Source organism: Rufibacter sp. JT3400010, assembly GCF_054956755.1.
The window spans coordinates 184,317-210,850 of the sequence record NZ_JBUDXA010000004.1; the positions used below are offsets into that span (position 1 = coordinate 184,317).

Genomic DNA, 26,534 nt, shown 5'->3' on the forward strand with positions numbered 1-26,534 from the left:
GGAGCCGCTACGAAGGTAACAGTTCCGCTTGGTATTGGTTGAAGGTAAAACCAACCGTTTTATTTGAATGTTCTGAAAACGCGCTAACCTTTGAGAAACCAGCTAGCCCCCTGCTAATAGATTCAGGGCACCCGATTTTAGGTTGTTTCTAAATAACCGGCCAGAAACCGAAAGCTACCTGCCCAACGTTAAAAGCGGAGTGAGGCATTTAAACCAGCCTGTCCGTTCTGCCAGCTAGGCGAAACCAGCCAACTTCTTTTCGTGAGTTTGCCTTTTACCTTGTGGTAACTCCAGTAAGTGGCTTTACCAGTTAAGTAACCGAGCGTGGCCCCCGCCAGCACATCAGAAGCCCAATGTTTGTTGTCATTGATGCGCGACAAACCCACCAAGGTAGCCATGCCATATGCTAACTCTGGCACCCAGTTGCTGTCATGGTAGACAGAGGCAATGGCCGTGGCCGCCGCAAAGGCATTGGACGTGTGCGAAGACGGAAAAGATGTATTGGTGCCATCGCCACCGGCCCCATCAAACAAGTGGCTGTCTGTGGTGTTACTGGGTCTGTGCCGCTGGAATTCTTTCTTCAGTTTATCTGTCAAGAAAGAGTTCAGGTAAAAGCTTCCCAAGCCCACAATGGCCGCTTCCCGCATTTTAGGACGTTTGGCAATGGTCCCTATGGCCATCATGGTGGCGAAGGTGGCGTGTAAGGGGACAGCGGTGCCCATGGGCTGCATCATCTTCGCGGCATTATCCGATACAACGGTGCGTCTATTCTGGGAGATAGCTTGTATTGACTTATCAAAATGTTCATAAGAAGATATGAAGAGGCCGGTCACCAGTAACGCGGACGTTGATTTCAGCAGGAGCCGTTGATGCTGTTTTACCCAAGGTATTTTTGGGCTACTCTGCAGTAGAAATGTGTCTTTGGGTACTTGTAAGGAGTCTGGACCAGGGAAAGCGGCAGAAGCAGAGGCTCTGACTACAAATAGCAAAGCTAAGAGGAGCAAGAAGGAACGCATAGAGTCTTAAAAATCAAAAGGGTAGATGATTTGCTAAGACTATTTTGCACCTAATTAGTTTCCTGCCTTCTTCCTTTTCGATAGAAACAGGAAACTCCTCTGCCAACCATGAAAATCAGGGGTTTAATTTTTCAGGAGGGTAGGCCGAATTGTAACTAAATGGATGACGCCTCTAATGTAGGAGAAAGTTGAAAGGCTTTTAATGCAAGTAGCCCTTGCTATAGGCAAGGGCTACTACTGGGCAGAAGTAAGGTGAAGCTAGTTACCGCTTTCCATTTTCTTCTGAATAGCCTGCTGCAACTCCATCATGTGCGGCTCTACTTTAGCCTGACCAATCTGCGCACTCTTCATGGTGATGGTAGATTGTTTGGCGGCTAGTTTTTTGCCGGTAGGGGTGAGGTAAAAGCTATTCATGTCTTTCAGCTCTTTCTCCGTGAACTCGGCCATGTAGAGCTTGATCATATCGTCTTTGACGGCGTCCCAGTTCATGTACTTAGAGAAAAAGGACCTTACTTCTAGCTCAGCGGCTTTCATGGCGGGTACTTGTTCCATTTGCATGGTCAGCATTTGCTGGAGGTTGTCATCAATGGTTTTAGGGCTGCCCATGGTGATGAGCAAGGTTTCGGCGGCTTTGTAGTGGCTGCTCTGGGTCTGCGCCATGGCACTTCCTACTGAAACCAACAGCAGAACAACCCACAGAGAAAGTAGTTTCTTCATTTTAAAAAGATTGAATGTTGCATAAATTACGCAACACGTCACAGAATAACCAACCTCACGGCTTATTTATTTGAATCATTCCTGCCCATGAACCGGCCCCGGCCTCCTGCGTAGGAGGGAAGTAGAAAATTCAACAACCAATCTCTTGTAAATCAATCTATGAAAATAACCAAGAAAGAAACCGCTTACCAGGGGCACTACCGTTTGCAGGTGTATACCGTAGAGGACCAGGGAAATGAATTCAAACGCGAAGTGTTCCACACCGGGCAGGCGGCCGGGGCACTGGTGTATGACACCAAAAAGCAGAAGTTTGTATTTGTAAAGCAATTCAGGCCAGCCGTAGAACGTGACATGGTAGAGACGGTGGCCGGCATGTTAGACAGCGCTGACGAAAAACCAGAGGCCGCCATCACCCGCGAGATTGAAGAGGAAATTGGCTACGCAGTAGATAAGATTCAGCAGCTCTATGAGTTCTATCCTTCGCCGGGCGCTTTCTCTGAAAAACTGTACCTGTTTTACGCCGAAGTAAGCAGGAAAACCGGCGAAGGCGGCGGCTTGGATGATGAAAACGAAGACATCAAAATCTTGGAACTTGCACCGGAGGAACTCTCCAGCTATCCTTTCATTGATGGGAAAACGCTTTTAACCGTAGAGTGGGCCAAAGCCAATTTACTACCTAAATTACTGAACCAGAAAGACGGAAAGTAAACAACCTGTTTAGGAGGAGTTTTCCTGAAAACAGCCCCTAAATGTGGTGTAGCATGGCAGAAGTCCTTTTACTTGAATGCTGGTGAAAGGACTTCTGCTGTTTAAAACAACTTCAATCTGCTGAATACAAAAAGCAGTTCACCCCAAACTGGAAAAAGAGCACACTCCTGTAAAAATCATTCTTAAATTAACTCTCCTGGTTTCCTCCCGTAAACAGGTACACAAGTTTATTGTACTCACTTAAAACCTGACGATACTATGGAAGAGCAAAATAAAGACCAGGGCACGCCTCAGATGAGTGGCGATGGAAGCAATAACAGCCAGGACGGTAACCGTGGGGAAGGCACCTTCGCCGATCATAACTACGGCACCAAAGCCGAAGGCGGCAACACTGCCAACTATGACGCCGACGGCGACTTTGTAGACTATAACGGCAAAGAAGACTATGGCACCCCACACGTTGATATAAACGGGGGCGGGGATATTGAAGGACGCCGCGGCGGCGGTTACGGCGAAAATCAGCAGGAATTGGGCAAGCACCCAACTGAAGCCAAACAGCCCATTCATGGCGCTGAAAGCGACAAAGACACTGGTTACGGTACCCATGCTGGTGGTTTGAGCGATAGCCACAGCGGCTTTAAAGGAAACCATAACGGCAACGACGGTACCGGCGGCGGCCGCAGCAGCGGACACGCAGGCCACGGCGGAGACCCAGATGACCACAAATATTCGCCCAATGAAGGCGGTAAAGACCAAAACAATGACCCAGATGTAGCCGGACGCGGGGCCAGAACCAACTAAGCTGCATTGATTTCCTACTAAACAGAAAGCCTGTCTCTGAGTAAGTGACAGGCTTTCTGTTTTTAAGCGGCTTTCTGGAAAACGGCAGTAAAACCACTTTTGGGTGACATGCAGCGTAAAACAGAATATTTGCGTAAAAGACAGCTAATAAAGTCAAGAGTGGGAGAGTTTCCGGTAACTGCGGCAAGCTAGTTTCATGGGCTTCAGGATAAGACGAAAAGGCCCGGGAAGTAGTGCCTGAAAAAGCGGTGGCTGCTGTGAAGAAAACTCCTGAGTAAGCGGCTGCCCTAATATCACCTGAAAAACCGAAAATGAGCGCAAAACAGAAAAAGGACGAAGAAGCGCTGGTGCTGGAGTTAGACGGACAGGAGATCACTATTTCCCATCCAGACAAACTGTACTGGCCCGAAGAAGGTATCACCAAGCAAGACCTGGTGCTCTATTACCAGACCATGGCCAATGTGCTGTTGCCTTACCTGAAAGACCGGCCTGAATCATTGTTGCGTCATCCTAACGGCATCACTAAACCGGGCTTCTTCCAGAAAGATGCCGGGGAACATGCGCCAGACTGGGTGCAGACCATTTCCATCAAAGCAGAATCTACGGGCAAAGAGGTAGACTATCTGTTATGCCAGAACAAAGCGGCTCTGGCGTACCTGAACAATTTAGGCTGTATTCAACTCAACCCCTGGAGCTCCCGCCTGCCACATCTGGAAAAGCCAGACTATCTGGTGCTGGATTTAGACCCCGGCGAGAACACCTATGAAGAAGTGGTGGAAACCGCTTTGGTCGCGAAGCAGATCCTGGATGAACTGGAGATACCCGTGTATGCCAAAACCTCAGGGGCCACGGGCATGCACCTGTACGTTCCTCTGGCCGCCAAATGGCCTTTTGACCAGGTGAAAGAACTCGCTTATATGCTGGCCCAGCGGGTACACGAGAAGCTTCCTACACTCACCAGCCTGGAACGTAGCCCCAAAGAACGCCGGAACCAGATTTACCTGGACTTCCTGCAAAACGCCATCGGGCAAACTATAGCTGCGCCGTATTGCGTACGGCCCAGAGCCGGAGCCACCGTTTCTACGCCCCTGCAATGGAAAGAAGTGAAAACCGGGTTACATCCTTTGCAGTTTACCATCCAGAACGTGCCCGCGCGCGTAAAGAAGTTAGGCGATATTTTCAAACCAGTACTGGGCGAGGGGATTGACGTTGCCGCGTACCTAAAGAAACTGAAATAAGAATACCATGGAAAACAACACGAAGAAGACACTTCTACTCACCGGTGCTGCTGGGCTGGGAGCTTTGTTAGCGATGCGCGCTTACACCAAACAGAAGCGCGAATTCTCCTTTACAGACCGCACCGTTCTGATTACGGGCGGCAGCCGGGGATTGGGCTTGGTACTGGCCCGCATGTTTGCCGAACAAGGTGCTAACATTGCCATTTGTTCCCGCACCCAGTACCAGCTAGACGCCGCCCGCCAGGAACTGGAAGCCGGCGGGGCCACCGTGCTGGCCTTCAACTGTGATGTAAGCGACCAAGCTCAGGTAAAAGCCATGATAGCTGAGATAAAAAGCAAACTGGGGCCAGTGGAAGTACTCATCAACAACGCAGGCATCATCGCCGCCGGACCATCTGAAGAAATGACGGTAGAAGATTTTAAAGCGGCCATGGACATCCATTATTTTGGCTCTCTTTACACCATGCTGGAAGTGCTCCCAGACATGAAAGCCCGTGGCGAAGGTCGAATCGTGAACATTGCCTCGGTGGGCGGAAAAGTGAGTGTGCCGCACCTGGTGCCGTACAGTGGCAGCAAGTTTGCGTTGGTGGGCATGTCTGAAGGGTTCCGGTCTGAGCTGCTGAAAGACGGCATTTACGTGACTACCATCAATCCCGGCCTTATGCGTACTGGCAGCGCCCGCAACGCATTCATCAAAGGCCAGAACGAAAAAGAATATTCAGCCTTCGCTTTGATGGATGCCAACCCCATGATTTCGCTGGCGGCTAATGATGCGGCCCGTAAAATCATGAAAGCCTGTCGTTTCGGCAAAGCCGAAGTTACCTTGGGCATCAATGCCAGACTGATCAGTACTTTCCATGGACTTTTCCCCGGCACTACGGCAGATCTACTGGGGCTGGTGAATATGTTTTTACCGGGTCCGGGCGGAGTAGGGAAAGAAGCCGTCCGGGGCTATGAAAGCGAGACCGAATTAACGCAATCCAGCCTCAATGCCCCCAACCATGAAGCGGCCCGCGAAAACAACGAAATGTAATGGGCCGTTTTAGGTTTTACCGTTACGCTCTGTATAACGACACTTTTACTTTACTGCATCACCCATGAACAGCCAGGAGCAGGAAAATTATTTTGAGAGTATTGGCAGGCTTGATTTTGAGCAGGCCCGCATCAAGCACGTCCTGTTCAAGTCAAAGCTGAGGGCCATGTTGTACGGAGCAAACATAGACACAGAACCGGTGATCTCCACCACAGAATGTTCTTTGGGGAAATGGATCTACCAAGTGGCTCTGCCGCGCATAGGGCACTTGGAAGAAGTAAGAGAACTGGAAAAGGTTCATGAAGAAATGCACGTCATTGCCCGGCGTCTGTGGCAGGAGTATCAACAGGGAAAACAGGACGAAGCGCTAAGCAAACTCACCCAGGTAGAAGCTACCGCTCAAAAGCTCCTGCACCTGTTAGATGTCTTAGAACGAAAAACCCTTACGTAGTCCTTTTTGTCAGTTTCAGGTGTTAAGAGGTTGTAATTCTGTCATATACATTCAGTAGGCTTTGTAAACCAGTAGTTAGGAAGAACCTTTTGCTTTGGCTGTAGTAAAGAAGAAGGACCTCATGCAGAAAGCAGAGGGACAGACGTTTCACTTAAGACTATTCTTATGCCAGATACCGTAAACAACCCAGCCAATCCAGAAGGAACCAGCAATTCTGCGAATGAGATGCAGCAAGGCAGCCAGTCAGAAAACCAGCGCCAGAGCATCAGCGACAATGACAGCTACAGACGTACTATGACCGGGTATGACTCCACCAAGCAGGACGAAAACTTCTCGGGCACTGAGAAAGCCGCGGGCGGAAACACCATTGATGAACGAGACCCCAATGACGGTGATTCCAACCAGGAGAATAATTACTAATTCATCAGCAAAAAGCCTTTAGAACAGAACTCTAAAGGCTTTTTTGTGCTTATTCCGGAACTAAAAAAATATTTTTAAATCACCTTGACTTAGGGGCATTTTAGGACTGTTTTTCTAAAACTGGCAGAAAACTTGCTACTAGAGTAGTACGCAATGATTTAAGCGCAACAACGTTGAATCTATACGCGTGTATTTCTGTTATAAAACTACATGAAAAAGCATATGAAAAAGGTTCTTTTATCAGTACTTACCGGTCTGTTTCTGACTGGTGCTTCGGTGGTAACACCGGCTGTGGCTGACACCAAGAGAGAAGCTGCTACCGCATATGCAGCGCCTGCTCCGCTGGGGGCCAGAGATATCATTACCGAGATTATTGACGTAGTTGGGCTGAAACCTAGGTTTGAGGTGCGCGCTGCCAACGTTCCTAACGCAGCGGCCGTGATCATGAACGGTCAACGCTATATATTGTACAACGAGAAATTCGTGAACTCCCTGAACACTGCCCTTAAAACCGACTGGGCAGGCATCAGCATTCTGGCGCACGAGATTGGACACCACCTGAACGGGCACACGCTTTCTAAAGGCGGCAGCAACCAGCAAGATGAATTAGAAGCCGATGAGTTCTCTGGTTTTGTGTTGCGGAAGATGGGTGCTAGCTTAAGCGAAGCTCAGGCAGCTATCAAAGCCTTGGCCGAGGAAGAAGATTCTTACACGCACCCCGGCAAAAGCTCTCGTTTAACGGCCATCAGCAAAGGCTGGCGAAATGCCCAGGATCAGATTCTGGCCAGTGCCAAAGCCGGTACGCCTAACCGTACTGTAGCAGGCATCAGCCGTCCGGTGGTTTCAGAAAGTGCCGTGGCTTCCACCACATCAAACAGACGGGCCTCGGTTTCCAGCAGAATGCCATCGCAGCAAATCCTCCGTCAGGTGAAACTGCAGAGTGCCCCGCAAGAGCGCATCTATGTGACTACCTCTTATAACCTGGTACGTGAAACCGATAGCGGCTTGGAAGTGATTGGCAAGTTGCAGAAAACCAAAAGCAGCCAGTTCCCCTATGTACTGGAAAGCCGTTACTTCTCTTACCTGTTCGTGAGTACAGACGGATTGCTCCTGAATGAAGACGGAAAACGCGTAGGCGTGTTAACCACTACCTAAGCTCCTTCCTCAACCATATCTTACAGCCGCCACCTTCTTCCAGAGGGTGGCGGTTTTGTTTTATGCGGAATGCTGTTTCTAAGCCGATTTTCTGGAAACAAGAGATAAACAGCAGGGGCTCGTTGCGGGTGTTGTGGAATACCTCCTCGTTACAGGGTAACGTCGCTACAGAATGTAACTCATTACCCTGTAACGAGGAGGTACTCCTGCTGAGAAAAACAATTACCTCTATTTCTGTGATCTTCAGGAAAAGCGCCGATTTCTCTAAAACAAGGGTTAAACAGCAAGGGCCTCATTGTTTGTGCCGGATTCCAATTTTTCCGTACCTTTTGGCCATGAACCCATCCAGCTCCCTTTCCGCTTTTTTACTGGCGTCCTTCAGCGTTTGTGCGCTTAGTTTTACCTCTTGTGCCCAGGACGTGTCCCAACCCCCCCAACAAAGCCAAGCCCTCAAAGACGTAGAGATTCTGGCCGCCGACTCGTTGGGCGGAAGATTACCCAACACCCCGGGCCACGCCAAAGCGCAGCAATACCTCTTGCAACGGTTCCAGAGCATCGGCCTGAAACCCGTAGGTGCTCAGTACCAGCATGCTTTTACCTTTACCCAGCGCAACAATACCACCGCGCAACCTGGAGTGAATCTGGTGGGCATGATTCAGGGTAAATCAGACAAAGTGATTGTGGTTTCGGCGCATTATGACCACGTGGGTACCCGCAACGGAAAAGTGTTCAACGGAGCTGATGATGATGCCTCGGGCATTGGGGCAATTCTGGCCATTGCCACGCACTTCCAGAAACAGAAGCCGCAGCACACGTTGGTGTTTGTGGCGTTTGATGCTGAGGAGCAGGGTTTGCAGGGTTCCAAAGCTTTTGTGGCCAATCTGCCGTTCGCCAAAGAGCGCATTCTGCTGGACGTAAACCTGGACATGGTCAGCATCTCAGAGAAAAATGAATTATACGCCTCCGGTACCTACCATTACCCTGCCTTCAAACCATTGCTGGAGCAAGTGAAAGTGCCCGAAGGCTTGAACTTGCGCTTCGGGCATGACCGCCCGGAACAAGGCCATGACGACTGGACAAAACAGTCTGACCACGGCAGTTTCCATGCCGCCCAGATTCCGTTCATCTACTTCGGGGTAGAAGACCACCCGCATTACCATCAGGAAACCGATGAGTTCAAGAACATTCACCAACCTTTCTACCTGAAAGCAGTGGAAACCATTCTGCAAGCGGTGCAGGTGCTGGACAAGCAATTGCCTTTGTAACGCAGCACAACTCGGCCTCAAAAAGAAGGAGCACTTATCTAAGAGCCCCATAGGAACGGTTAAGGCAGACCGTTCCTATGGGGCTCTTACAGATTGATACCAGATATTCTTCTTTGCCAGGTTTATTTGAATAGACCACCCAAACCACCTAAGTTGCCTAAGCCACCTCCGCCTAATTTGGAGAGTGACGACGCGATATTGTCTGGGGTGATGCTATGGTCATTAGGGTCAGCGGCTTTATGGGCGAAGTTCTGCAACAAGCCGGGCAGGGCGGCGGCTATGGCACCGGTGGCCGCCGGAGGTAAGCCAAACTTGCTTCCCAAACTGCTGACCACGCTACCCACAATAGCAGACGTAGCAGGACTTCCACCTGACATGCCTCCCTGCAACATGGAGAGCAAACCGCCTATGCCGCCTTGGGTTGCGGCTTGTCCGGCTAAGCCGTGGGTTATCTGGTGGGCAATTTCGGTGTGTACGGCATCTGCCTGGCCGGCTGGTATAGCAGCGGCAACCTGCGGGTTATTGCCCAACTGCTGTTTCACAAGACCTACTATCTGATCAAACATAGTTTCTTCGTTTATGGAATAAATAAGCTATTCCGTAAACGGCTTGCTGGCGAAATTGTTAGTGCGGGTCTGCTTGCCTCGTGCGCCAGCCGGAAGAGACGTGTTTCTTACGTTTTAGGTAACCTGATCAGGAAAGTGGTGCCTTTGTCTACCTGGCTATCTACCTCAATCTGCCCGCCCATGGCTTCTACATGGTTTTTGACTAAGTAGAGCCCAATGCCTCGCCCTTCCTGCTCTGTGTGGAAGCGTTTGTAAAGCTTGAAGAGGTTTTTCTCCTCCCTTTTAGAATCAAAGCCCGAACCATTGTCTGAGAAGGAGAGCAGAAGGTCCGCTGGTAAATGCTCCTGGCAAGAGATGTGCAGTTCCAATCTTCTATCTTCGGCTTTGTACTTGATGGCGTTTGACAGCAGATTGTAGAAGATACTGTATAGGTAAGCCCGGTTGGCCTGTATGGAAACACCTTCGGCCACTTCAACCGTGACGCTGGCCCCTAGGGTCTGCAGAGGCTCCTTGAACTGCGACAAGGCTTGCTTCAGTATTCCGTTAAGGTCTACCTGTTCCCGTTCCAAGGCTCCCCGCCCGTCTTTGATGCTCAGGATGGTGTTTATGTCCTTTAAAATGACATCTAGCCGGTAAACGCTTTGCCGAAGGTAGGTGAGGGACTGATCAAACCTGTCAGAGCTTTTGTCAGAAGTCAGCAGTAAGTCGGTCAGGCCCATGACATTGGCAACGGGAGCCCGCAAGTTGTGCGACACAATGTAGGTGAACTGGGCCAGATCGGCGTTCTGTTGGTAAAGCTCCTTAGCAAGTTTGGCCAGGTCCAGTTCAGAGTTCTTGAGGTCTGTGATGTCGGTCTGCACAATGATGTACCGCACTACCTCATCTATGGTATTATACACTGGGGTGATGTCTACAGAGAGCCACACTTCTTCTCCGTTTTTTCTCACATTCAGCACCTGAAAAGAGATAATCTCTCCTTTTTCTAAATTGGCTTCTAAAGGGGAAATGTTTGTGAAATCGGTGTTATGGCTATGCAAGAGGTCCATGGGCCTTTTTCCGGTCGCTTCTGCCAAGGTATAGCCAAAGAGCCTCGTGAAGCCTTCGTTTACCCATTCTATTCCCCACTTCTGGTCACAGATAATGACACTGTTATTGGTTTTGCTGGCCACTAGGGAAAGGGTTTCTACCTGCCGCTGCGCCTCTATTCTGGCGGTCACATCTGTCTGAATTCTGATGCGCCCTAAGAGTTCGCCTTGTTCATCCAGAATAGGAGTTACTTCTATCTCCAGCCACTTTTCAGCCCCAAATTTGTTATAGACTCTTATCTCCTTCTTGTAAGGTGCTGTTTGCTTCAGGTTTTCCACAAACTGCCGGGAAACCGGGTGGTTGGGGTTCACCCTTCTGAGAAGTTCCAGGGGCTTTTTCCCCACAGCTTCAGAAAATGTGTAGCCGGTAATTTTGGTGAAACTTTCATTGACCCACTCAATGGTATCTTCCCGGTCTGTAATGATAATGCTACTTTTGGTTTTGCTGGCCACCACAGACAGTTTCTCCAATTCTTGCTGGGCTTTTATCTGCTCGCTGACGTCTGCAAAATAAATGGAGAGCCCTTCTTCTGAGGGGTAAGCTTTCACCTGGAACCACTTGCCATGTCCTGACAGGAAGGTGAGAAACGTAACGGTCTTTCCCTTTTCAAAAGCACGGTGATACTGGATGTAAGATTCCTGCTCAACTTCTTCGGGGAAAATGTCCCAGATGCTTACCCCAATGTGCTTGGTACGGTCAAAGGGCAGTAGTCTTTCGGCTTCGCTGTTGAGGTAGGTGATGCGCCAGTCCCGGTCAACGGTCAGAAAAGCGTCTGTGATGCTTTCTAGGATGGTGTTTAACTTTTTGGCTTGCTGCTGTATGGTTTCATACGCCCGTATGGTGGGGGTAATGTCTTTAGCCACCGTCTGCACCCCTGTAATCTCGCCGTTTACCTTCACCGTAAACTTCACCACATCAAAGGTTTTCCAGCCTGCTACTTCCTTTTGGAAGTTCACCGTTTTGCCAGACAGGGCCTCTTTGAAAGCTTCCTGGGCTTTAGAAATCATTTCAGGAGGCAGAAAAGCGGCGGGGTGTTGGTTGATGGCGTCCTCCCTTTTAATGCCCAGCACCTGGCAGAGGCTTTGGTTCACTTCGGTCACTATGCCTTCCTTGTTTTCCAGGTAAATGACATCTGGGTTATTCTCAAACAGAGCTCTGTACCGCTGCTCGCTTTCCTCCAACTTCCTTCTGCTCTCTTTCTGCTCGGTCATATCCCGCCCAATGGCGTAGATTACCTCATCTTCCTGTGACCACGTCACAGACCACAGTACATACACTGTATGCCCAGATTTATGGATAATCCGGTTCTCAAAATTGATCCAGGGGGAGGGACCCGTTAGGGCAGACAGGGCATTTTCTGAGGTGGCCAGATCTTCTGGATGAAGAAACTCTACAAAACGGCGGCCTTTCAATTCCTCGCCGCTATAACCCAAAAAACACGTACTGGCATCGTTGACATGTAAGATAACTCCCTCTCTGTCTGTGGTACAGAGAAAATCATGGGAATGGTAGGCCAGCCTTCCCCATACTGCGGCGTTCAGATCTTTTTCCAAAATGTATTGGTGAAACTGGCGTTAAATCCCTATTAATTACTGAGTACTATATTTTCTTACTATCCACTAGATACGAAAGTAAGTGAATGGGGGCACATAATCTGACACTCGCAATGCATAGAATTTTCCCTGGTAATTCTTGCCCCATGAAAGTCTGAGAAGCAAGGTTGTGTCAAGTATACAGCGTTGTTTTGCGGAAGAAAATATTCCTATGAATAACCCGCTTGCTTTCATAGTGTTTTCGCGAAAGAAGCTTAAAAACTGCTGTTCTAAGACATTCAACATTATACGAGAAATTTCTTCAAAATCCCATATTTAAAATTGGATAAGTTATAAATATAAATTATCTTCCATGACTAATTCTTTGTGTGTAAGAAAGTTATGGCTAAGTACGAGCAGAAAGGAGGCAGGTCCTCTAAAAAAGCAGAAACTACGGATGCAGAGAATAGGGGCAAAAGGGAGGGATCTGATGTGCCCAGTTCTGCGGCTTCTATGCTGGACATAGAAGGAAGTGACCCAGACGAAGCCGATTTTACGCCCATTATTATGGAAAAGTCGGTCATAGCGGTGCCTCTTTTTAATGCGTTCAAAAAAGACAAAAAAAGGCAGGGTAAGAAGAAAGAAGCCACAAACGGAGACGCCCCGGTATATCCCATTATCATTGACGTGAACTTGCTCTATCACGCCGGGCGGGAAGAGGCGAAACGGCAGGTGCAGCGGCTGATCTATGATATCCTGAAAAGCCCCACCTTCGTTAAGAAATCCAAGGCCAGCCAGGGAGTGAATCTTGTGAAAACGAAGTACAGTCAACAGTACGTTTTCGCAGTTCTGGAGGAAGGGGTAATCAAAGAACTTGTCAGGAGAGATAAAAGCGAAAATACGCGTCCAGAAGTATCTCGGGAGACATCATTTGGGTTACAGGCTATTTACCACGTGTGGCCAGACTTCGAGATCAGGAAATTAACCACCAAATCGGTTTCTACGGTGAAGGCAGATGCCGCCCGTAACGCTTTTGCCGCGTTGGGGAATGACATTTACTGGGCCGTCATGGATTCAGGCATAGATGGGCAGCACCCCCATTTCAAACTACACCAAAACCTGAAACTTCCCCCAACGCCAGATCCTCTCCAGCACCGTGATTTTACCGTCTTGAGCACTGATCTTACGGTAGAGGGAGATCCTTCCAGAGACGTTGATCTCACCATCAGTGAAAATGAAAAACCCCTGGAAGATGAGTTTGGTCACGGAACGCACGTGGCTGGCATTATTGCCGGGGAACTGAAAAAGACATCTACTCAAAATCTTATTGCCACCACCCTGCACCGCGACGAAAGCCAGAAGGTTTTCAGTGAGGAGATTGAGCTGGAGCCGGGCATTAGTGGGGTGGCCCCCCGGTGCAAACTGGTGAGCCTGAAAGTACTGGACAAAGATGGCAAAGGACAGACCAGTAACCTGATTGCGGCCATTCAATGGATTCAGGAAATAAATGGCTACGGTAGGCGCGTCAGGATACAGGGCGTGAACATGAGCGTGGGTTATGAATTCGACCCTGAATGGTTTGCCTGCGGGCAGAGCCCCCTCTGCGTGGAAGTAGACCGGCTGGTGAAATCTGGGGTGGTGGTGGTGGTGGCGGCGGGTAATACCGGATACGGCTTTATCCAAGCGCAAGGCAAGAAAAACGCCGTTACGGCCGGTATGGATTTGACCATCAATGACCCCGGCAATGCTGATCTGGCTATTACGGTAGGGTCTACCCACCGCGAGATGCCCCACGTCTACGGCGTCTCCTACTTTTCCTCCAAAGGCCCCACTGGCGACGGCAGACTCAAGCCCGATTTGGTGGCTCCCGGCGAGAAGATTATTTCCTGTGACTCCGCGCAGCGCAGAGCCAAAAAAGCCGGGGTAAAGGCAGAGCCCGGCATCAATGAACCAGTCAGAGATAACCCCGATGCAGAAGTAAAGCAGGAGCCGGGTTATTACCGTGAAAGCAGCGGTACCAGCATGGCCGCGCCGCATGTGTCTGGGGTTATTGCCGCCTTTTTGTCTGTTAGGCGGGAGTTTATTGGCAAGCCGGAAGCCGTGAAAGACATCTTCCTGTCTACCGCCACAGACCTGAAGCGGGAGAAATATTTCCAGGGTCACGGGCTCGTCGATTTGATGCGTGCCATTCAATCTGTTTAATCATAACGCCTATGAACCTACTTTCTAACTTTCCTTACTTTGAGGTGCAGTTCAATAAACAAGGAGCAGCCCATGATTCTGGAGCTGTCAGGCAGTTGCTGGACTACCTCAAAGCAACTGATATTTCAGACTTGGTCGTGATTAGTCACGGGTGGAACAATGACATGCAAGAAGCGCAGGATTTGTATAAAAGGTTTTTTGCCGAAATGCGCCGAGAAATGGACAGAGGGCTGTTTCCTAATCTTGCTTCCCGAAAGTTTGCCGTGCTGGGTATTCTGTGGCCTTCCAAGAAGTTCGCCGATGAAGATTTGATTCCCAGCGGTGCCGCTGATTTCGGGCTGACCTTGAGCGAAGAAGATGAGTTGCAGCAGGAATTAGAGGCATTGAAAGGCGTCTTTGATCTTCCGGAGGCAGATGCCCGCCTGGAGCAGGCGAAACAGCTGGTGAGCAGGATGGAGGAAGATGATGAAGCCGCTGCCGCCGAATTGGTGGATCTGATCAGATCTCTGCCCCAGAAGCAGGAAACCCATTCAGATGACAATTCAGATGCGTTCTTCCAGATGCCTGTAGACGAATTGCTGGATAAACTCAGCAGACCAGACGTACCCTTGCCCTCGGGGGAAGATATGGGCGGGGCCGCCGGTTTTGAGCCCGGCCTTACCTTTCAGCCCGAAGGGGAAGCCGCCGGTTTTGACCCCATTGGCGGCATCAAATCTGCCGTTAGGAAAGTGCTTAATTTCACTACCTATTACCAGATGAAGGAGCGGGCCGGGCTGGTGGGGCGTACCGGCGCGTACCAGGTTCTGGCGCAAGTGAGGGAAGTTAAACCGACAATGAATATCCACTTAGTGGGGCATAGCTTCGGTGGAAGATTGGTGACAGCCTTGGGCTTAGGACCTGCCGGAGGGAAGCCTATTCTGCCAGCCTCCATGACCTTGCTCCAGGCCGCTTTCTCCCATAATGGCTTCGCCGAAAACTTTGACGGAAACCGGGACGGCTTCTTCCGGAAGGTGGTTTCTGAGCAGAAAGTCAAAGGACCCATCCTCATCACCCACAGCGTAAAAGACACCGCCGTAGGCAAGGCTTATCCCGTTGCCTCTAAACTCTCAGGCGATGATGCCGCTACTTTTGGTGATGCAGAAAGCCTGTTTGGTGGCATAGGCCGCAACGGAGCCCAACATACCCCTGAGGCAGTAAATACCATCCCCCTTAGTCCGGTCAATTTCACCTACCATTTTCAACCCGGTAAGTTATACAACCTTCGGGCCGATGGCCTGATCATGGGCCACTCTGATATTACCAAAGCAGAGATTGCACATGCTTTTCTAAGTGCGGTCTCCAGTGTCTGATAAGCAGAGATTTTTGAAAACCAGGTCATTTACGGGTGTGCAATGAAGGCGCTGAAAGGCTGACGGCATGACCCATAGTGGAACACGTCTGCTGCCCCGTTGGGGTGAATCTCTCCTTCTGTTTATCATGTTACAACTAATCTTCAACAGCCATGCAGCCCCAGATTTTTATTTCCTATAGCTGGAAGAACAAAGATATCGCAGACACCATTGACAAAGATTGGGAAACGGTAGGTATCAAACTCATCAGAGACATACGGGATCTGGAGTTTAAACAGAATATCAAGGCATTCATGCAACGCATAGATACCTGTGATTATGTTCTGTTGCTTATCAGCAAAGGGTACCTGGAGTCTGGAAATTGCATGTATGAGGCGCTGGAGCTTTTTAACGAGCCTTCTTTCAAAGAGAAAGTACTGCCAATACTGGTTGAAGATGCCAGAATTGTAAAACCGCAGGAAAGGGCAAAATACGTCCACTTTTGGCAAGAGGAACTAAATAAACTTCAGGAAAGCATACAACCCCTCACCAACCAAAACACTGTTTCTGGTATCCATGAAGATCTGGAGCATTACCAAAGGATCAGAGATACCGTTGACAGCTTCCTGACGGAACTGAAAGACACGCTTTGCCTGCCTTGGGAGGAAGCAAAAAAGACTTCCTACAAAGCTATTTTCAAGTTTATTGGTTTTGCTTCTGAGGGAATGCTGGAAAGATGTATCCAGATTACCAAACTCAACGGCATTGAAGAAAAGGAGATTGCCCTTGATGAATTGGCTCTGGAATTTCCCAACAACAAGTACGTCTTGTTCACCAAAGCCATGATAGCTACGGAGGAGAAGAAGTACAGGAAAGCAAGACAGACGTATGAAAAGATAATCTGCTTATACCCAGACCACGCGACGGCTCATTACAACCTGGCGCTGCTTCTGGCGGACCTTACCAAAGATACAGGTGATACCCAGGAATACGAACTTGCCAGAAAACACTATGAACAAGCCCTTCAGTTACTTCCTACTTATGCAGATGCGCACAGCAACCTGGGTATTCTGTTGGCTAATCACTTCCAGCAGCCGGTACAGGCTAGAGAGCACTATGAAAGCGCTTTAGCCAGTGCACCCCAACACGTGGGTGCCCACCAGAACCTGGCAGATCTGTTAGTTGGTGATTTTTTCGGGGAACCAGAGTTAGCCAGAAAGCACTACGAGAAGGTTTTGGAGATAGACCTTGGTCATGCCGGGGCGCATAACAACCTGGGGATACTCCTCGCTAATCCCTATTTCCAGGAAATCGAGAAAGCAAAGAGCCACTATGAGCGTGCGTTGGAGATTGATCCAGACTATGCATTTGCCCACAACAATCTGGCGTTCCTTTTGGCCCAGCATCATCAAGACTACCCCCAAGCCAGAAAACATTATGAGCAAGCGGTAGCCTTAAATCCTGGCTATGCCTTAGCCCATCTAAACTTGGCTACTTTACTGAAAGACCATTTCCAGGAACCAGCGCTAGCCCGGCAGCACTATGAACGTGCCCTGGAATTAGACCCCCAGGACGCAGATGCACATACTAACTTAGCCCTTCTTCTAAAGAAGCATTTCAATGAGCCAGAAAAGGCCAGAAGGCATTATGAGAAGGCACTGGAAATTAATCCCGCCAATCTCATCGCCCATTGCAACCTGGCGAATCTTTTCATGAATCACTGTCAGGAACCAGAAAAGGCGAAGCAACACTACCAAACAGCCCTGGCCCTTGACCCTGCCAACGCAAGTGTGCATTTTAATCTTTCTGTGCTCTACACAGATTGTTTTCAGGACCTGGTAAAAGCCAGAGAGCATTACCAATTGGCCTGTCTCTCTGATTCCCGTTTCAAAGATGCGGCCGCAGATCATCTCTATGGAATCAAATAGCTTTCGTACTTGGTAATCCTAAGGCTAATCTGCGTTGCAATTTCCTTTCACAGCCATCATGTGCAATAGTCTGCTCTGGAGCAACCTTCGCCGGAGTTCGGGATAACCCGTATTGAGTTGTTTCTAACCTGTTTTCAGAAAACCGCCTTTGAAATAGAGACACAGATAGGGAGCTGCGGCAATTCAGATGACCCTCAAGATAAATTCAAGTCTCCTATCTAGGTGAGTCTTACTTAACATAAGTGGGGTTTTTTGACTCTTTTGATGAAAATGTACCTACAACGGATTCATAGAACAATCAGTATGTATACGGTTTAAATTAAATAGGCCATGATTTGGCACATAATGTGCAAGAAAGGCCTAATTCAATGTAATTGTACAATTTTTATGTTTAAAACCCTATAAAATATAAACCGTTTAAGATGTAGTACCTAAAACGATGTTTCACCAAAGACGAAAGCATGGTTAAGAATCAAACGTATGGACTACTTCTTTTAATTACGCTCCCGTTTCTGAAAGAACTAAGCGGGTCAACTACGCCAGCCCCAGCCATGCCAGTGCTGGAGCACCGGCCTACGGTTGTGGCGGCTCCCGCTAAACCTGAAATTGAGTTGGAGGTAGATGCCTCGGTATACTTCCCGGTAGAGGAGCAAACAGACGAAGACCCGCTCATCACCGCCGACGGTTCTAAGATCAACGAGAAAAACCCGATGCAACACCGCTGGCTAGCCCTTTCCAGAAATCTGTTGTCACGCTGGGGAGGCAAGATTTCGTACGGTGACTCTGTAAAAGTAGAAGGAATTTCCCCGCAGTTAGACGGTGTTTATGTAGTAAGAGATGCCATGCACCACCGCATCAAAGACCGGGTAGACATTCTGGTAGGCCCTCATGACAAGGTCATGGGATACTGGGAAGATGTAAAACTCAGCAAATTATAGAATACATAACGCACTAAACCAGAAAGGCCCCAACTTCTAAAAGTTGGGGCCTTTCTGGTTTAGTGCGATTCATCCTTACAGGTATTTACTACTTTATGATAAATTAATCGCATTGATAATCAATAGGTTAATGCGTTTTTCATCTGATGTCTACTTCTAGTCAATCCAGAGGAAAGTGTTTTTGGCACGGTTTTTCCATTTAGGCAGGTACAAGTCTGGTAAAGGGCTACAAGCTGAAAAACACAAGTGACATGAAAAAGACATTACTAATAGTGGTAGTTCTGTTGGCAGGGCTGCTCCACAAAGCATCGGCCCAAAATGGTGGCGGTGTAAGAGTAGGAATCAAAGGCGGTTACAGCGTAACCGGTTGGCAAGGCGAAACAGTGAAGAGCTTCGGAGATTTACTGGAGTACACCAACGGAAGTGTGCAGACCAGAATGCGCCAGGGCTTTCATGCGGGTGCTTATCTGAGCATACCTGTGGGTACCGGGTTGGAGTTTGAGCCCGGCATTCAATACTCACAGAAAGGGATGGTCTTGGAAGGACGCGTGCCCGGTAATGCGGCAGAATTTGCCAATGCCAAAGTAACCCTTACCAACAAAGCAGAATACATTGATATTCCGTTGCTGGCCAAAGTATACATAGGCGAAGGATTCAATCTGTTTGCCGGTCCGCAGGTATCGTTCCTGCTTTCTAACAAGGTGAACGTGAAAGCCGGAGCCTTCGGGTTCAATGCGTATGACAATGATTTTGAGTGGCAGAACAGCCAGCGCAAAGTAGACCTGGGCATGTCGGCGGGAGCCGGATACCAGTTCCAGAATGGGTTGAACATAGGCGGCAGCTATGACATGGGCTTCACCACCATAGACGCCAACTCCAGTTATAAATCTTACAACCACGGCTTTAAAGGCTCTGTTGGTTTCAGATTTTAAAGAGAATTAAGTTGTAGTGAATGTGTTATAGGATGGGAAAAACGGCGGACAATGTCCGCCGTTTTTTTTTTGTTATTGATTTTCTTTCTAGCCTCTGTTGTTGCCAGTATTTCCGGAGTTGCCGGTACGTTCGCTAAGCGCACCTAAAATGCCTTGCGAGATGTTTCTGACGCTGGAGATTAACCGACCAGTTGGAATTCTTTTGGTCACCAGACCGTAAATGAGGGCTGCGCCAGCGGCTCCAGCGGCCACATACAAAGCAGTTCTCCAGACTGTCTTAGGGCTGCCTGTAACAGCAGTAGCGGCGGTGAGGCCGGTTGGGGCAGATTCTTCATACCCGGCAGCTTCCCAAAGTTGGTGCAGATAGGTCAGGACATCGGTTGAAGCTTCGCGCTGGCGTAAGATAGTGCCGCGTACTTCGGCAGGCAGTTCATGGTCCAGGGCATCGCGGTACGCTTTCTGGGCCCATTCTTCGCCGTAAATGCAAGAACCTAAAATAGCTTCCTCATTGCTGCCCGAAATAGTGGCTTTGAAATCCATCCATTGGCGGTAAAGTTTGCCTTTGGCAGTAGTATCACGCTCGGGGCTGCCGCCGTGGTTTTGAATGATTTGGTTCAGTTCATTTGCAAAAGCCAGGCGTTGCTGTGAAAAACGGCGGTACGCATCTTGCCGAAGGGAATCAGTGCTTTCTCTGGCGGCACGCTCGTAGCCTTCCAGGCCATCATGGACAAATTCGTTTAGTTCCTTCAGAACTTGCACTACTTTTTGTTTATCGTTACTTGACATACGTTTGGTTTTGGTTTATGAACTTTTATGAACGTGAACCGCCGTGTCAGGTTTAGGAAAAATACGTATCTAAGTTTGGCGCGGAAGAAGGGAAGAGTTTTATGGTGTTTGGAAGCTGCTTTGGAAGAAACAGTGCTTAAACAGCAGCAGATTCAGGATGCTTCTATGGCGCGGAAGTTGCTTCCGTGACTTTCATGCAACGTTTCATAAAGGCACGGAAGTAACTTCCGCGCCATAGAGGACCAGCATGTAGGGGTGCTATTTTAAGGCAAATTTCCGGAAAACAGGGCAGAAAAGGGGCTTGCATATCAGTCCACGTCAAATTGCATGGGCAGGTTAAATGATAGTTGCCGGCGTTTGCTGCGGCCGTTCAAATCTGTTAGGAAGGCGTTCAGTTTTTCCTGGTACTCCAGGTGGTAATCTTCATGCAGGTGTTTTTTGATGAGGGTCATGGTGCGCAGCACCAACCGGGCGGTGGCCACGTAAAACCCTTTGTAGATGCTATCAAACTGACCCGTGAAGTTTTCAAAGATGAGGTTCAATAGATAAAGGTGGAGTTCAATTTCACCTTTCCGGTCTTTGGTGATGCGCTGGAAACGGGCAATTTCCTGCGTGGCTTTTTTCAAGCCTCGGTTTAAAGCTTTGCTCAGGGAACGGCCAGACACGGTGAACAGAATATCATGGATTGCCTCTGAACTCCGCTCAAAAAGTGATTCCAGCGTGACGTCCTCCAGCAATTCAAACGCCAGCGTGTCATAGGCTTCCGCATCTTTGCGGACTAACCTGAGAATAAGGGCTTCCTTTTCTTTTTCGGTTAGATTTTTCAACGCCTGCTTAAAATCAGCGGAGGGAACGGGCATTGTTGTAATTAAGAAGTAAGAAAAGAGAATCAGGAATTAGAGCATGTTGTGCAACCTTAGGGCTTTCAAAATTACGGTTTTATGCCGAGAACCCAACCAAAGGCGTCAGGCTATCAGGACTAGGGTACCTGCAATGATGAGGCATGCACCCAAAGCAGTTTTAAAGGTCAGGACTTCGCCCAGGAAAACCACAGACAGCACAATGGCGATGGCTACGCTGGCTTTGTCTACGGGTGCTACCTGGGATACTTTACCCAGTTGCAGCGCCTTGAAGTAGAAAATCCAGGAAAGGCCCGTAGCCACGCCAGACAGAAGCAGGAACGACCAGTTGGTTTTGGAGAGCGCCGTTATGGTAACATGGCTTCCCTTCACCAAGACAATAGACCAGGCCAACCCCAGAATAATGACCGTTCTGATGGCTGTTGCCAAATCTGAGTCTACTCCTTTTATACCAACTTTGGCGAAAATGGCCGTTAAAGCCGCAAATACTGCTGAGAGAAGAGCGTATATCCACCACATGATTCCTGAAGTTTAGTGCAGTTGTGTATACGGGCCTTGAACCGGACTGGACTTTGCAAAAAAGAGACGCTGCCTCCTTTGAAAGGAAGCAGCCTCTCTTGAACGTTTTCTGCCTGTTTTGGCGAAAACAAGTGGAAAAGGGTTTCTGTTACTTCATGTATTTATCGCGTGCGGCTTTGAATTCAGAGCCGGTTTTCCATTGGGGCCAAACTTCTGAGTTGGCCAGGCGGTTGCCCACTTGGTACAGCAACGTTAAATCGGCGACCGCGCCGTCCATTTTGAAGGCGTCGTTTACCTCGTCGTTGGGTTTGTGGTAGACGTTGGCGGTGAAGTTGTCCAGCAGTTTTTTGCCTTCGGCTTTGCCGAGTTCCACGTGGTCTGTGCCCATGCCGGTGAACAGGGCGGGCACCCCGGTCTTGGCGAAGTTGAAGTGATCTGAACGGTAGTACAAACCGGCCTCGGGATTGGGGTCTCTGGCAATGTAGCGGCCTCCTTTTTGGGCTTCCTCGGCCAGTATCTCTTCCAGTTCAGACTGACCCATGCCAATGAGCACAATGTCTTTGGTCTTTCCGAACGGGTTGAGCATGTCCATGTTTAGGTTGGCTACAGTTTTCTCCTTCGGGAAGACAGGGTTCTGCGCGTAGTGCGCCGAGCCCAGCAGTCCTTGTTCCTCCGCCGTCACCGAAAGAAACACGATGGTTCTGTCTGGCTTTTGTGCCTGGGTCTTGAACGCCTTGGCTACGGCCAGCAAACCCGCGGTTCCACTGGCGTTATCGGCGGCGCCGTTGTAAATGCTATCATTCTGGGCGTTCTTTTTGCCGATGCCCAGGTGGTCCCAGTGCGCGGAGTACACAATGGCCTCGTCGGGACGTTGGCTGCCGGTGATTTTGGCGATGAAGTTGTACGACTTGTCATTCCTGATTTTGGCTTTGAGCGAAGTGCTCACGGTCAAGCCCAACGGACTCCCTTTGAACCCCGGCTTGGCGGCCCGTTGCAGTTCCGTCTGGAAATTCTTGCCGGCGGCAGTGAATAGTTTCTCCGCAATGGGCGTGGTAATCCAGCCTTCCATGGCGCAGTGATACGTCTGCTTGCCTTCAGAAGCCAGGTAAAATTTAGAGGTGTTCCAGTTGTTCTGCACTACCTGAAAGCCGTAGCCCGCCGGTTCGGTGGCGTGCACAATCAGACAACCTTTGGCTCCTTGGCGGGCCGCTTCCTCCAGTTTGTAAGTCCAGCGGCCGTAATAGGTCATGGTGCGGCCTTTGAATAACGTAGTGTCTGAAGAATAAAACCCCGGGTCGCTCACCAGTACCACCACTACTTTGTCTTTCACATTGAGCCCGGCATAGTCGTTCCACTTGTACTCCGGGGCCACTATCCCGAAACCGGCAAACACCAGTTCACTGTCTTTGATGGTCACATTCTCTTCTGTGCGCCGCGCCCAAATCACGTAATCTTCTAAGCCTTTCAGCTCTATGGCTTGCTTGCCTTTCACGGTCATGGTAGGGGCGGGCGAAGAGGTGATTTCCACCATGGGCACTTCCTGCAAAAAGCTGTCGCCATTTCCGGGTTCCAGGCCCAGCGCTCTGGCTTCTTTTTCCAGGTACGCCAGCGTCTTTTTCTCGCCGTTGGTGAACGGCTTCCGACCTTCCATGTCATCTGCCGCCAAAGCGGTTACATACTGGCTATAACTTTCCTCCGTCAAATTGCCGGAAGCTTCTGAAACAGATGTGGCGGCTTCTTTCTTGCTATTGCTGGACTGGCATGCTGTGGCAAGTGCCAGACTGAGCGGAAGAGCCCAGAAGTGGATTCGTTTGAACATAGGTAGTTTGTTTAGTAGTCAGGTGGCCGAAAATAGGAATTTGCTTAATCAAAAGATGTAGGAGAAGAATGAAAAAGAACCTATTACCTAAGCTCAAATACAACCTTTATAGTAGTGGCAAAAGAAACAGTCTGCGGAATTTCTATTAGTGATCCTTCACTCGCAGGAGCTGAAGCAACATCTGCGTAAACCGTGCTGCTTGGGAAGTTGCTGAAGACAGGATCGTTTTCATCTGTGTCAGATACTTTCACAATTCGCCAGATTTTCCGGTTAGAGGCTTTGGCTAAAATCTCAGCTTTTCTTTTGCTACCTCAATACCTTTTGTTAGCAGCTCCTTTTTTATCGTTTCCTCCTTGGTAGATTTGAAATGACTGCTAAAGGAGATAAATCCTTCTCTAATTAAACGGTCCTGAATTGCCTGAAATCTACGTAGTGAGTCAATGGTAAAAAAGACTTCTTGGCTGCCCTCAAAATACCAGATTGGTTTTTTATTGTCTTCTGAGTAATCTGGCTGTTTGCCCACTGATAGAAGAGTGTAATGAACGCTGTTAGAAGGTATATTCAATTCTTTAAGAATGCTGACCAACTTCCCTTCTAACCGTCTGTGCTTCTCATATACTTTGTCAAGGTTCACTGAGTCTTTAGAGGAAAGATAGATGCTGAAAGCTACCCGGTCAGCCGGAGCCTCAACAGTAGCTTGTCCTAAGACAACGATCCGGTTTTCAGGAGCAAGTACTTGAGCCGAAGCAATACTGGAGACCAAAATCAATAAGGCGAGTAGAAATTTTTTCATGCAGAGGAGAGAGTGGAAGTGTTTTCCAAAGATAGAAATTGCTCTGTAAACAGAAAGGCGCTTCTATGATAGAAGCGCCTTTCTACTTTAAGCCCGTTTTCCGCAAAACAGACGCTAAACGTTTCTTATTTCAAGTGCTCATCAAAGTACTCCGTCACTTTCTTATACAGGTGCACCCGGTCTTTGCCGCCCACGTTGTGCGGGTGGCCTGGGTACACAAAGTAGTCCAGCAACACGCCTTCATCTACGGCTTTTTTCAGGAAGGCTTGGCTGTGCTGCCACACCACTACGTCATCTACGGTGCCGTGAATCATGAGCAGTTTGCCTTTGAGGTTTTTGACATGGTTCAGTAAATTGGCTTGTTCGTAGCCTTGCGGGTTTTCCTGCGGGGTATCCATGTAGCGTTCGGTGTACATGATTTCGTAGAGACGCCAGTCAATCACGGGGCCACCGGCAACGCCTACTTTGAAGACACCGGGTTGTTTGAGCATGAGCGAAGTAGTCATGAACCCGCCGTAGCTCCAGCCGTGCACGCCCAGACGGTTCGCGTCTACGTTGGGTAGGTTTTTCAGGTAGTCTACGCCTTTCATCTGGTCGCTTACTTCGGCTACGCCGGCTTGCCGGAAGATGGCTTGCTCAAAGGAGCGGCCTCTATCGGCGGAGCCGCGGTTGTCTAATGTGAACACGATGTAACCTTTCTGGGCCATGAGTTGCATCCAGAGGTTAGAACCGCCCAGCCAACTGCTGGTCACCATTTGCGCGTGCGGACCGCCGTACACGTAGACTACCACCGGGTACTTTTTCTTCTCGTCAAAACCAGGAGGCGTAATCATGCGGCAGAACAGGTCGGTACCGTCCTCGGCTTTGATGGGGAAAAGGGTGGTTTCACCCAGGCTGTATTCCTGCAACGGGTTCTGGGCTACGAGCAACGTACGGGCCACTTTTCCGGCATCGGTGTCCAGAATACGGATGGTGCGCGGGGTAACGGGGCTGCTGTAGTTGTCAATGAAGTACTGGCCGGTGGGGCTGAAGCTGATGTTGTGCACGCCGCTGCCTTGCGTCAATCTTCCGGTGCGCCCGGTACTGAGTTCGGCGGCGTAAAAGTGGCGCTCCAGCGGGCTTTCGGCAGTGGAGGTGTAGTATACTTCGCGGCCGTTTTTGTCAAAACCCACTACATCTGTCACCACCCACTCGCCTTTGGTGAGTTGCCGGATGAGTTGGCCGTTGGTGTTATAGAGGTACAGGTGATTGAAGCCATCGCGCTCGCTGATCCAGACAAATTGGTCGGGTTTGCCGGGCACGAAGTACATAGGGTGCTCGGGCTCTACCCATTTTTCGTTCTGCTCCTCAAACAAGGTTTTCACGAAGGCTCCGGTGGCGGCATCGTACTGGTTCAGCCACATGTGATTTTGAGCTCTATTCACCACGGCCAGGTAAATGGATTTCTCGTCGGGGCTCCAGGTCAGGTTGGTGAGGTACTGCTCGGCGGGCTCGCCGGTTTTCAGGAAAATGGTTTTGCCCGAGGCCACGTTATACACGCCCACGGTTACATGATGGCTTTTGCCGCCCGCCATGGGGTATTTGATGTTGTTCAGTTTAGCCGGAACAGCGCTGATGTCTACCAGCGGATAGTCGGTGACCATGGTCTGATCCATGCGGTAATACGCCAGGCTGTTGCCGCTGGGGCTCCAGAACGTGCCCTTCGTAATCCCGAACTCAGAGCGGTGCGCCGCCTGTCCGTTCACAATGGCCGGGTTGGTTTCCTGGGTGATTTGTTTGTTTTCGGCCCCGGCCAGGGAAATGAACAGGTTCTGCGCTTTGGTGAAGGCGGCGCGCTGTTTGTTAGGCGAAAAGTCTACATTCTCGGCGGCGGCATCCAGTTTGTAGAAGGCTTGGGCTACCTTGGTTTGGACATTGAACCGGAACAAGTTACCGCGTTGGTTAATCAAAAGCTCGTTGCCGTTCAGCCATTCCAACCCGTTCAGGCCGGTCAAATTAGCACCCCCGACTTTTGCCAGAGCAGTACTTACTTCTGAGGCAGTCAGTACAGGCCGGGCACTTTCTCTTGCGGAGCCCCGCAGCAACTGGTCACTTTTATCATTGACGTAACTGTAGTCATTGGTGCCGGGCACCCAGGTGAGTTGGCGCAGGTTGGCGGGAATGAGGCTTGGGTTGCGGAAAGCATCTTCCATGGTCAGGAGCTTCTGTTGGGCAGATACCGTGAGGGAAGACAGAAGCGACAGCCAGAGAAGGGCTACCAGCGTAGTTTGTTTTTTGGTCATGTTTTTAAAATTAAGCACAGAAAAACCAGCAAAATAAACGCGGGGAAGCGTACACATGCGTAGGGGTTCTTCTATCAAAAATAAGGCTAAACTAGCTATTTTTCAGGAACAAGGGGTGCTTTTTGACTGTTTTACTTTTGCTGAGACCCAGGTGAGGAG

Annotated in this window: 23 protein-coding genes; 13 read left to right on the forward strand and 10 right to left on the reverse strand. The window is 49.5% G+C overall.

Annotated features, from left to right (window positions below; all coding sequences use genetic code 11):
• Positions 1–188: 188 nt before the first annotated feature.
• Both ACY0JR_RS05885 and ACY0JR_RS05890 read right to left on the reverse strand, forming a co-directional pair.
• The gene (locus ACY0JR_RS05885) at positions 189–734 is read right to left on the reverse strand and encodes a phosphatase PAP2 family protein (RefSeq protein WP_462633015.1); all 546 of its coding nucleotides are present in this window, start codon (positions 732–734) and stop codon (positions 189–191) included.
• A gap of 540 nt (positions 735–1,274) precedes the next feature.
• Positions 1,275–1,733 carry a DUF2059 domain-containing protein gene (locus ACY0JR_RS05890; protein WP_462633016.1) on the reverse strand — a complete coding sequence of 153 codons (459 nt, stop codon included), beginning with the start codon at positions 1,731–1,733 and terminating at the stop codon, positions 1,275–1,277.
• Positions 1,734–1,892: 159 nt separating this feature from the next.
• Here ACY0JR_RS05890 and ACY0JR_RS05895 point away from each other — a divergent pair, with 159 nt between their 5' ends.
• The 8 genes from ACY0JR_RS05895 (at position 1,893) to ACY0JR_RS05930 (ending at position 8,804) form a co-directional block, all read left to right on the forward strand.
• A complete protein-coding gene (locus ACY0JR_RS05895; RefSeq protein ID WP_462633017.1) occupies positions 1,893–2,441 on the forward strand; it encodes an NUDIX domain-containing protein in 549 nt (182 codons plus the stop codon).
• Between the two features lie 258 nt (positions 2,442–2,699).
• Positions 2,700–3,242: a hypothetical protein gene (locus ACY0JR_RS05900; protein WP_462633018.1), complete on the forward strand. Its 543-nt coding sequence runs from the start codon at positions 2,700–2,702 to the stop codon at positions 3,240–3,242.
• 311 nt (positions 3,243–3,553) lie between these two features.
• Positions 3,554–4,480 (forward strand): non-homologous end-joining DNA ligase, encoded by a 927-nt coding sequence (gene ligD, locus ACY0JR_RS05905; RefSeq protein ID WP_462633019.1) that lies wholly within the window; start codon positions 3,554–3,556, stop codon positions 4,478–4,480.
• Between the two features lie 7 nt (positions 4,481–4,487).
• Positions 4,488–5,513, forward strand: a complete 1,026-nt coding sequence (locus ACY0JR_RS05910) for an SDR family NAD(P)-dependent oxidoreductase (RefSeq protein ID WP_462633020.1) — start codon at positions 4,488–4,490, stop codon at positions 5,511–5,513.
• A gap of 64 nt (positions 5,514–5,577) precedes the next feature.
• A complete protein-coding gene (locus ACY0JR_RS05915; protein ID WP_462633021.1) occupies positions 5,578–5,964 on the forward strand; it encodes a CZB domain-containing protein in 387 nt (128 codons plus the stop codon).
• A gap of 165 nt (positions 5,965–6,129) precedes the next feature.
• Positions 6,130–6,384 (forward strand): hypothetical protein, encoded by a 255-nt coding sequence (locus ACY0JR_RS05920; RefSeq protein ID WP_462633022.1) that lies wholly within the window; start codon positions 6,130–6,132, stop codon positions 6,382–6,384.
• Positions 6,385–6,606: 222 nt separating this feature from the next.
• Positions 6,607–7,539: a M48 family metalloprotease gene (locus ACY0JR_RS05925; protein ID WP_462633023.1), complete on the forward strand. Its 933-nt coding sequence runs from the start codon at positions 6,607–6,609 to the stop codon at positions 7,537–7,539.
• Between the two features lie 335 nt (positions 7,540–7,874).
• Complete coding sequence (locus ACY0JR_RS05930; protein WP_462633024.1) at positions 7,875–8,804, forward strand: M20/M25/M40 family metallo-hydrolase; 930 nt, start codon at positions 7,875–7,877, stop codon at positions 8,802–8,804.
• 122 nt (positions 8,805–8,926) lie between these two features.
• On the opposite strand, the gene ACY0JR_RS05935 is transcribed toward ACY0JR_RS05930, so the two are convergent.
• Together ACY0JR_RS05935 and ACY0JR_RS05940 are read right to left on the reverse strand one after the other, a co-directional pair.
• Positions 8,927–9,370, reverse strand: coding sequence for a DUF937 domain-containing protein (locus ACY0JR_RS05935; protein ID WP_462633025.1), 444 nt, complete (start codon positions 9,368–9,370; stop codon positions 8,927–8,929).
• A 107-nt stretch (positions 9,371–9,477) separates the two neighbouring features.
• Positions 9,478–12,009, reverse strand: coding sequence for a PAS domain-containing sensor histidine kinase (locus tag ACY0JR_RS05940; RefSeq protein ID WP_462633026.1), 2,532 nt, complete (start codon positions 12,007–12,009; stop codon positions 9,478–9,480).
• Positions 12,010–12,390: 381 nt separating this feature from the next.
• Between ACY0JR_RS05940 and ACY0JR_RS05945 the strand changes: the two genes are divergently transcribed.
• The 5 genes from ACY0JR_RS05945 to ACY0JR_RS05965 all read left to right on the forward strand — a co-directional run bounded on the left by ACY0JR_RS05945 (position 12,391) and on the right by ACY0JR_RS05965 (position 19,316).
• Positions 12,391–14,190, forward strand: coding sequence for a S8 family peptidase (locus tag ACY0JR_RS05945; protein ID WP_462633027.1), 1,800 nt, complete (start codon positions 12,391–12,393; stop codon positions 14,188–14,190).
• Between the two features lie 11 nt (positions 14,191–14,201).
• On the forward strand, positions 14,202–15,539 hold the full coding sequence (locus ACY0JR_RS05950; protein ID WP_462633028.1) for a hypothetical protein: 1,338 nt from the start codon (positions 14,202–14,204) through the stop codon (positions 15,537–15,539).
• A 152-nt stretch (positions 15,540–15,691) separates the two neighbouring features.
• The gene (locus ACY0JR_RS05955; protein ID WP_462633029.1) at positions 15,692–17,446 is read left to right on the forward strand and encodes a tetratricopeptide repeat protein; all 1,755 of its coding nucleotides are present in this window, start codon (positions 15,692–15,694) and stop codon (positions 17,444–17,446) included.
• A 461-nt stretch (positions 17,447–17,907) separates the two neighbouring features.
• The gene (locus ACY0JR_RS05960; protein ID WP_462633030.1) at positions 17,908–18,384 is read left to right on the forward strand and encodes a hypothetical protein; all 477 of its coding nucleotides are present in this window, start codon (positions 17,908–17,910) and stop codon (positions 18,382–18,384) included.
• Between the two features lie 251 nt (positions 18,385–18,635).
• Positions 18,636–19,316, forward strand: a complete 681-nt coding sequence (locus ACY0JR_RS05965; protein WP_462633031.1) for a porin family protein — start codon at positions 18,636–18,638, stop codon at positions 19,314–19,316.
• Positions 19,317–19,403: 87 nt separating this feature from the next.
• On the opposite strand, the gene ACY0JR_RS05970 is transcribed toward ACY0JR_RS05965, so the two are convergent.
• The 6 genes from ACY0JR_RS05970 to ACY0JR_RS05995 all read right to left on the reverse strand — a co-directional run bounded on the left by ACY0JR_RS05970 (position 19,404) and on the right by ACY0JR_RS05995 (position 26,375).
• Positions 19,404–20,102 carry a ferritin-like domain-containing protein gene (locus ACY0JR_RS05970; RefSeq protein ID WP_462633032.1) on the reverse strand — a complete coding sequence of 233 codons (699 nt, stop codon included), beginning with the start codon at positions 20,100–20,102 and terminating at the stop codon, positions 19,404–19,406.
• 308 nt (positions 20,103–20,410) lie between these two features.
• Positions 20,411–20,962 (reverse strand): hypothetical protein, encoded by a 552-nt coding sequence (locus ACY0JR_RS05975; RefSeq protein WP_462633033.1) that lies wholly within the window; start codon positions 20,960–20,962, stop codon positions 20,411–20,413.
• Between the two features lie 105 nt (positions 20,963–21,067).
• The gene (locus ACY0JR_RS05980) at positions 21,068–21,481 is read right to left on the reverse strand and encodes an EamA family transporter (protein WP_462633034.1); all 414 of its coding nucleotides are present in this window, start codon (positions 21,479–21,481) and stop codon (positions 21,068–21,070) included.
• A gap of 148 nt (positions 21,482–21,629) precedes the next feature.
• A complete protein-coding gene (locus ACY0JR_RS05985) occupies positions 21,630–23,300 on the reverse strand; it encodes a M28 family metallopeptidase (RefSeq protein ID WP_462633035.1) in 1,671 nt (556 codons plus the stop codon).
• Positions 23,301–23,583: 283 nt separating this feature from the next.
• On the reverse strand, positions 23,584–24,093 hold the full coding sequence (locus ACY0JR_RS05990) for an SIMPL domain-containing protein (protein WP_462633036.1): 510 nt from the start codon (positions 24,091–24,093) through the stop codon (positions 23,584–23,586).
• A gap of 125 nt (positions 24,094–24,218) precedes the next feature.
• Entirely contained in the window at positions 24,219–26,375 is a 2,157-nt protein-coding gene (locus ACY0JR_RS05995) for a S9 family peptidase (RefSeq protein ID WP_462633037.1), read from the reverse strand.
• Between the last annotated feature and the right edge of the window lie 159 nt (positions 26,376–26,534).